This window comes from Verminephrobacter aporrectodeae subsp. tuberculatae At4, from assembly GCF_000193225.1.
Lineage (GTDB): Bacteria > Pseudomonadota > Gammaproteobacteria > Burkholderiales > Burkholderiaceae_C > Acidovorax > Acidovorax aporrectodeae.
In genome coordinates, this window is sequence record NZ_AFAL01000060.1 from 1 (window position 1) to 7,466 (window position 7,466).

The 7,466-nt window shown below is 65.0% G+C and carries 7 protein-coding genes and 1 pseudogene; 1 reads left to right on the forward strand and 7 read right to left on the reverse strand.

The genetic code is table 11. The annotated features are described in order from the left end of the window. Positions 1–82: pseudogene (locus tag VTU_RS34620) on the reverse strand (sulfite exporter TauE/SafE family protein); the annotation flags it as partial. An 8-nt stretch (positions 83–90) separates the two neighbouring features. Beyond that, positions 91–1,473, reverse strand: coding sequence for an oxygen-independent coproporphyrinogen III oxidase (gene hemN, locus VTU_RS0102535; protein ID WP_010100445.1), 1,383 nt, complete (start codon positions 1,471–1,473; stop codon positions 91–93). 203 nt (positions 1,474–1,676) lie between these two features. Here hemN and fnr point away from each other — a divergent pair, with 203 nt between their 5' ends. Beyond that, the gene (gene fnr / locus VTU_RS0102540) at positions 1,677–2,399 is read left to right on the forward strand and encodes a fumarate/nitrate reduction transcriptional regulator Fnr (protein ID WP_010100447.1); all 723 of its coding nucleotides are present in this window, start codon (positions 1,677–1,679) and stop codon (positions 2,397–2,399) included. Positions 2,400–2,477: 78 nt separating this feature from the next. Here the strand turns inward: fnr and VTU_RS0102545 are convergent, their stop codons facing one another. From VTU_RS0102545 to guaB, 5 genes are all read right to left on the reverse strand, one after another. Continuing rightward, a complete protein-coding gene (locus tag VTU_RS0102545) occupies positions 2,478–4,094 on the reverse strand; it encodes an alkaline phosphatase D family protein (RefSeq protein WP_010100449.1) in 1,617 nt (538 codons plus the stop codon). Positions 4,095–4,358: 264 nt separating this feature from the next. Next, positions 4,359–4,685, reverse strand: a complete 327-nt coding sequence (locus VTU_RS0102550; RefSeq protein WP_010100451.1) for an addiction module antidote protein — start codon at positions 4,683–4,685, stop codon at positions 4,359–4,361. A 13-nt stretch (positions 4,686–4,698) separates the two neighbouring features. Next, positions 4,699–4,995 carry a type II toxin-antitoxin system RelE/ParE family toxin gene (locus VTU_RS0102555; protein WP_029554038.1) on the reverse strand — a complete coding sequence of 99 codons (297 nt, stop codon included), beginning with the start codon at positions 4,993–4,995 and terminating at the stop codon, positions 4,699–4,701. A 159-nt stretch (positions 4,996–5,154) separates the two neighbouring features. Continuing rightward, entirely contained in the window at positions 5,155–6,774 is a 1,620-nt protein-coding gene (gene guaA, locus VTU_RS0102565) for a glutamine-hydrolyzing GMP synthase (protein WP_010100457.1), read from the reverse strand. A gap of 62 nt (positions 6,775–6,836) precedes the next feature. Continuing rightward, positions 6,837–7,466, reverse strand: a 630-nt coding sequence (gene guaB, locus VTU_RS0102570) for an IMP dehydrogenase (protein ID WP_010100459.1), incomplete at its 5' end; no start/stop codon positions are given.

Below are 7,466 nucleotides of genomic sequence, written 5' to 3' on the forward strand. Positions count from 1 at the left end.
AGGGCGCCGAGCACATGGCAAGACAATGCGGCCCGCCAACGAGTCCCATGAGCAAGGCCGTCCAGGCAAGCGTCGTGGACATGAAAAAACTCAGATGATGCGCGAGAACCGCGCCCGGTTGCGATCCGCCTGCAGGTAGCGGTCAAAAACCATGGCGATCGCGCGCACAAGGAACCAGCCCGTGGGACTGACTTCGATGCCCTCGGCACCCACGCGCAGCAGGCCCTGCTGCGCCATGTCTTCGAGCTGCGCGAGCTCGGCGGCGAAATACTGCCGGAAGTCGATCAACCAGGCCTGCTCCATGGGCTCGAACAGCAGCTTGCCCTGGCACATCAGCGCCATGATGGCGGCGCGCCGCACCAGGTCGTCGCGCGTGAGCGCCAGGCCGCGCACCACCGGCAGACGGCCCTGGTCGAGAAAATCGCAGTACTCGGCGAGCGTCTTCGCGTTCTGGCTGTAGGTCGCGCCCACCCGGCCAATCGCCGAGACCCCCAGACCGACCAGGTCGCACTCCGGCCGCGTGCTGTAGCCCTGAAAATTGCGGTGCAGGCGCCCCTGGCGCTTGGCCACGGCCAGGGCGTCCGAGGGCAGGGCAAAGTGGTCCATGCCGACGTACACATAGCCGGCGTCCGTGAATGCATCGAGCGCGCGCGCGAGCATCAGCACCCTGTCCGACGCGCTCGGCAGCGCCGCAAAAGGAATGCGCCGCTGCGACTTGAAGCGCTCGGGCAGGTGCGCGTACGCATACAGCGCGATGCGCTCCGAGCGCAGCTGCGTGACCTGCGCCAGCGTGCGTTCGAACGACTGCGGCGTCTGGTGCGGCAAGCCGTAGATCAGGTCCACGTTCATCGAGTCGAAGCCCAGCGCGCGCGCGGACTCGCGCAGCGCAAAAACCTGCTCCGCAGGCTGCACGCGGTGCACCGCCTTCTGCACCTGGGGATCGAAATCCTGCACGCCCAGACTCAGCCGGTTGAAACCCAGCTGCGCGAGCAAGGCCAGCCGCCCGGCATCGACGGTGCGCGGATCGACTTCGATCGAGTACTCGCCGCCCGGCGCGAGGCTGAAGCTGCGCCGCAGCATGCGCATGAGCTCCTGCAGTCCCGCGTCCGAAAGAAACGTGGGCGTTCCTCCCCCCAGATGCAGCTGGCTTACCGCCTGCCCGACACCGCAGTGCGCCGTGTGCAGATCGATCTCGCGGCCCAGGTAGCGCAAATAGACCTCGGCGCGATCGTGCCGCCGGGTGATGATCTTGTTGCACGCGCAGTAGTAGCACAGCGACGCGCAAAAAGGGATGTGCACGTACAGGGACAGCGGCAGCGCCTTGGCCAGGGCGCCCGAGCGGCGCTCCTGCAGCGCCAGGACATAGTCCTCCTGACCAAAGGCTTCGACAAAGCGGTCGGCCGTCGGATAGGAGGTATAGCGTGGCCCTGGCACGTCAAAACGGCGCAGAAGATCGGGCGAGACGGCGGTCATGGGCAAAATATCCTTGGCTTGCACCCCGAATGTGCTGCACCGCCCGGGACATGTCCTTGACCTGAGTCAAGCGATGCACGGGGTCACCCCAGGGCAGCCTATTTGCCCGCCTGTCAGCCTCCCGCCAGCGTCAGGCGCGCTCCCGCCGCATCGGGCACGTTATGCTCGGCATTCGACCCCCAGCCCATGCGCCCGACATGCCGATGAATCCGCTGACCATGAAAGTCGCTTGCTCGAACTGCAACCTGCGCGAGCTATGCATGCCCGTGGATCTGAACGCACAGGAATTGCAGCGCATCGACGAGGTCGTGGCCGTTCGACGCAAGATCCGGCGCGGCACACCGCTGTTTCGCAACGGCGAACCCTTTACCTCGCTTTACGCCATCCGCACGGGTTTCTTCAAGACCTGCGTGGCCACCGAGGATGGCCGCGATCAGGTCACGGGCTTTCAGATGGCCGGCGAGATCATCGGTCTCGACGGCATCGTCAACGACCACCACACCTGCGACGCGCTGGCACTGGAAGACGCCGAAGTCTGCGTCATGCCGTTCGATCGCATCGAAGAGTTGTCCCGCGAAATCACCGCCCTGCAGCACCATGTGCACAAGATCATGAGCCGCGAAATCGTGCGCGAGCACGGCGTGATGCTGCTGCTGGGCAGCATGCGCGCCGAGGAACGCCTGGCCGCGTTCCTGCTGAATCTCGTGCAGCGCCTGCATGCCCGGGGGTTCTCGCGCTCCGAACTGGTGCTGCGCATGACGCGCGAAGAAATCGGCAGCTATCTGGGACTGAAGCTCGAGACGGTGAGCCGCACCTTCTCCAAGTTCGTGGAAGAAGGCATCGTCGAGGTGAATCAGCGCCATGTCCGCCTCCTGGACATCGACGCGCTCAAACGCATCGTGAACAGCCAGCAGACCTGCCACTGAAAGGCGCGGCCGGCGTGCTGCGCGGCTGGATCAAGGACCCGACGCGCCAAGCCGGGCCCCCGTTGCGGCGCGTTCGGGTCAGGCCTCCGGCGACAGTTCGACGCCAAACAGATTCTTGCCGTCAACGTCGTGCAAGGACATCGTCAGCGCCCGGGTCTTCGCGTCGATCTTGCCAATGCCGAAGAACTGGAGTTGGTCGGCCGGCGAGCGGTTCTGCTTCATTCCCTCCGGAACGCTGACGTAGCGCACGTCCGGGCCGAAGCTGTGGTCGATCTCGCCCGGGCCGAAAGTGCCCGCGTGCAAGGGGCCGCCGACGAACTCCCAGAACGGTTTGAAGTCCGTGAACTGCGCCTTTTCCGGCGTGTAATAGGTGGCCGACGCGTAGTGCACGTCGGCCGTGACCCACACCACGTTCTTGATGTCGTGCTGCTTGATGAAGCGCAGCAGCTGCGCCAGTTCCAGCTCGCGGCCCGCCGGCTTGCCATCGTCGGCATTCGTCCAGGCCTCAAAGTTGCCTTGCGGCACGTCCGGATTCAGGTCCCGCACGATGATGGAAATCGGCATGTCGCTGGCGATCAGCTTCCAGGTCGCGCGCGAGCGCAGCAGCGACTGCTTGATCCACTGCGTCTGCGCCGCGCCCAGGAACGCCGCATCCGGACCCGGCTTGCTCTGGCGGTTGGGCGAGTTCGCGCCGCGATAGCTGCGCTCGTCGAGCATGAACACTTCCAGCAGCGGACCATAGTTGAACGAACGGTAGACGCGCTCGGGGTCGGCGCGGTCGATGCGAAACGGGTTGTACTCGAACATGGCCTGCCGCGCGCGCTGCACCAGCAGGTTGATCTCGCGCTCCTGATAGCGCTTTTCGGCCGCACCGATCACCTGGCCGGGGTACCAGTTGTTGCGCACCTCGTGGTCGTCCCACTGCACCAGGAAGGGCACCTCGGCCATGAAGCGCTTCTTGTTCGCGTCCATCAGGTTGTACGCAAAGTTGCCGCGGTAATCGTCCAGCGTCTCGGCCACTTTGGACTTCGCCGGGGTCACCAGATTGCGCCAGAGACTGCCGTCGTCGAGTTTCACCTCGGCCTGGATCGGACCGTCGGCGTAGATCTGGTCACCCGAATGGATGAAGAAATCCGGCTTGAAACGCCGCATGGTTTCGTACACGCGAAAGCCACCCCGGGACTCGTCGATGCCCCAGCCCTGCCCCGCCTCATCGCCGGAAAACGCAAAGCAGATGTCGCGCGCGCTGCCACCGGGGATGAGCAGACTGCCGACAAGCGGCTCGCTCCACGCCGATTCGTGCTGCAGATCCTGGAAGCGCACGCGGTAATGCAGGCGCTGCGCCACCGGCAGACCGCGCAAATCAACGCGCGCGGTGTAATCGCTGCGCGCCAGCGCGACCGGGCCGACGAGCGTGCGCGCGTCCTTGAAATTTTCATTCGGCGAATACTCGACCACCATGCGCGCCGGGCGGTCGGTGCGGCTCCACAGGATCGCCGCGTCGCGCGTGGTGTCGCCGCTCATGACGCCGCTGCCCACCTGCGGACGCAGCCGCTCCGAGGTCACGATCGCAGGGCCCTGCTGCTGCGCGAGCACGGGGGCCAGCTGGCCAGCGCCGATCCAGGCGCTCGTGCCGAGCGCAGCGTCGTACAAAAATTTGCGACGGGATTTCGGAAAGGGAGGCGCGTCGGACATGGGGGGATTCCTTGGTTGGAAAAAGAAACATGGCAATGTAGCCATGCACTGTGACCAATCCATGAATCCGCTGCGCAGCCAACCAACAGCGGTCAGGCCCTGGGAAATTTTCTTGGCTTTTCTTGCGCATGACCGGGCTCCTGCGATGGATGCGCACAGCGTATGCCGCCGCCAGGACGACCAGACTGTCCTGCACGCCCCGCACGGGGGCCGTGGGCTCCTCCTGCGCACGCCGGCCCGAAACGTCAGCGCCCGGACCGCGCGTCAGGCTGCTACTGCCACAGGCAGGGCAACCAGCCGCACGCCAAGCGCTGCGCAAACGCGATGGATGGTATCGAAGCGCGGCTCGCTTTCATACCGCAAAGCCCTATACAGAGATTCCCGCGTAATGCCGGCAGACTTGGCGATTTCTGTCATGCCACGCGCGCGGGCAATCTTGCCGAGCGCGGCGGCCAACAAGCCCGTGTCGTGCGCTTCAAGAATGTCCGTCAGGTAGTTGGCAATGGATTCTTCGCTGTCCAGATACTCGCTGGAATCGAACACCGGCAGTTCATCCACATTGATGCGTTGTTTGCTGATACGTTGGCTCATCGTCGTTTCTCCGTCAGTTTTTCAGCAGCGCCGCCAGTTCCTTGGCACGCTTGATATCGGCCTTTTGCGAACGCTTGGACCCACCGGCCAGCAGCACGATCAGCTGCGTACTGCGCTGTATGAAGTACACCCGCCAGCCCGCGCCGATATGGATGCGCAGTTCCGATACGCCATCGCCCACAGGCTGCACATCGCCCATCAAGCCGCATTCCAATCGATCGAGCCGCGCCATGATCACGTCACGAACCTTCGCATCAACCAGACCGTTCAACCAAGCTCTGAATTCGGGCAATAGTTTGACCGTAAACATGCCCACAGTATAAATAATCAACTGATTACACTACATCAAGCACAAGAGCTGAAACGCGGCGAGCAGCATCTTGGCTTCACCCAGCCGCTCCCGCGCTTCGGCCAGAGTGATGCCGATACCGCCCACGCCGTCTCGTACGAGGTTGTACGAGATGTGGGATTACTCCCACTCAATGGTCGCAGGCGGCTTGCTCGACAGGTCGTAGGTCACGCGGTTGATTCCGCGCACCTCGTTGATGATGCGCGACGAGACTTTCTTGAGCAGGTCGTAGGGCAGTTGCGCCCAGTCGGCGGTCATGAAATCGCTGGTCTGCACGGCGCGCAGGGCCACGACGTGCTCGTAGGTGCGGCCGTCGCCCATGACGCCCACGCTCTTGACGGGCAGGAACACGGCGAACGCCTGGCTCGTGAGTTCGTACCAGGTTTTCCCCGTGGCCGGGTCGCTGCAGTTGCGCAGTTCTTCGATGAAGATCGCGTCGGCGCGGCGCAGGAGTTCGGCGTATTCCTTTTTCACTTCGCCCAGGATGCGCACGCCCAGGCCGGGGCCGGGGAAGGGGTGGCGGTAGACCATCCCGGGTGGCAGGCCCAGGGCCACACCGAGTTCGCGCACCTCGTCCTTGAACAGGTCGCGCAGCGGTTCGAGCAGTTTCAGGCCCAGTTGTTCGGGCAGACCGCCCACGTTGTGATGGCTCTTGATGCTGGCGGCCTTCTTGCTCTTGGCGCCGCCCGATTCGATCACGTCGGGGTAGATGGTGCCCTGCGCGAGGAAGCTCGCGCCCTTGTGGCCTGCGCCGCCCGCCTTGAGCTTGGCGGCTTCGGCCTTGAATACGTCGACGAACAGGCCGCCGATGATCTTGCGCTTTTGCTCGGGGTCGCTCACGCCCGCCAGCCGGCCCAGGAACAGCTCGCTGGCGTCGACACGGATCACCTTCGCGTGCAGTTGACCCACGAACATGTCCATGACCGCGTCGCCCTCGTTCAGGCGCAGCAGGCCGTGGTCGACGAACACGCAGGTCAGCCGCGCACCGATGGCGCGCTGGATCAGCGCTGCGGCCACCGAAGAATCCACGCCGCCGGACAGGCCCAGGATCACCTCCTCGTCGCCCACCTGCTGGCGGATCTGCTCCACGGCTTCGGCAATGTGCTCGCGCATCACCCAGTCGGGCCGGGCGCCGCAAATGCCCAGCACGAAGCGTTCGAGCAGTGCCTTGCCCTGCGGGGTGTGCGTGACTTCGGGGTGGAACTGCACGGCGTAGAAGCGGCGTTCCTCGTCGGCCATGGCAGCGATCGGGCAGCCGTCGCTGCTGGCCATGCGCTTGAATCCCGGGGGCAGCTCGGTGACCTTGTCACCATGGCTCATCCACACGTTCAGCATGCCGTGGCCCTCGGGGGTGCTGAAGTCGGCGATGTCCTTGAGCAGCGCGGTATGGCCATGCGCGCGCACGGCGGCAGCGCCGAACTCGCGCTTGTGGCCGCCCTCGACCTTGCCGCCGAGCTGATGCGCCATGGTCTGCATGCCGTAGCAGATGCCGAGCACCGGCAGGCCCAGACCGAACACCGCCTGGGGCGCCTTGTCGGTGGTGTTTTCGTACACGCTGGCGTGGCTGCCGGAGAGGATCACGCCCTTGAGCGATCCGCCTCGCGCGTAGTCACGAAGCCATTCGTCGCTCACGTCGCAGGGATGCACCTCGCAGTACACGCGGGCCTCGCGCACGCGGCGGGCGATGAGTTGGGTGACTTGCGAACCGAAGTCAAGGATGAGGATTTTCTGGTGTTGCATGGTGCGCCCGGTCGGAGGCGGGTGGGCTCGGTCAAGCGGGGGCCGGCGGCAGGCGCGCCCCGTCAGTCGGCGCGGTAGTTCGGCGCTTCCTTGGTGATCTGCACGTCGTGCACATGGCTTTCGCGGATTCCGGCGACGGTGATCTCGACGAACTCGGCCCTGTGGTGCATCTCTTCTATGCTTGTGCAGCCGCAGTAGCCCATGGCAGCGCGCACGCCGCCCGCCATCTGGTAGACGATGGAGACCATGGATCCCTTGTAGGGAACGCGGCCTTCGATGCCCTCGGGAACGAGCTTGTCGGCGTTCGGGTTGCCGGTGCTCGATTCCTGGAAGTAGCGGTCGGCGCTGCCCTGCTGCATCGCGCCGATGCTGCCCATTCCGCGGTAGCCCTTGTAGCTGCGGCCCTGGTACAGGATGACCTCGCCCGGCGCTTCCTCGGTGCCGGCGAACATGCCGCCCATCATCACCGTGCTGGCGCCGGCCGCAAGGGCCTTGGCGATGTCGCCGCTGTAGCGGATTCCCCCGTCCGCGATCAAGGGCACGCCGCTGCCTGCGAGCGCCGTGGCCACGCTGTCGATGGCCATGATCTGCGGCACGCCAACACCGGCGACGATGCGGGTGGTGCAGATGGATCCCGGGCCGATGCCGACTTTGACCGCGTCTGCGCCCGCTTCGAGCAGCGCGCGCGCGGC

What these genes read in the sequence shown, in the direction of transcription:
- hemN (WP_010100445.1), bottom strand. Translation starts at nt 1,473, where the DNA reads ATGACCGCCGTCTCGCCCGATCTTCTGCGCCGTTTTGACGTGCCAGGG.
- fnr (WP_010100447.1), top strand. Translation starts at nt 1,677, where the DNA reads ATGAATCCGCTGACCATGAAAGTCGCTTGCTCGAACTGCAACCTGCGC.
- VTU_RS0102545 (WP_010100449.1), bottom strand. Translation starts at nt 4,094, where the DNA reads ATGTCCGACGCGCCTCCCTTTCCGAAATCCCGTCGCAAATTTTTGTAC.
- VTU_RS0102550 (WP_010100451.1), bottom strand. Translation starts at nt 4,685, where the DNA reads ATGAGCCAACGTATCAGCAAACAACGCATCAATGTGGATGAACTGCCG.
- VTU_RS0102555 (WP_029554038.1), bottom strand. Translation starts at nt 4,995, where the DNA reads ATGTTTACGGTCAAACTATTGCCCGAATTCAGAGCTTGGTTGAACGGT.
- guaA (WP_010100457.1), bottom strand. Translation starts at nt 6,774, where the DNA reads ATGCAACACCAGAAAATCCTCATCCTTGACTTCGGTTCGCAAGTCACC.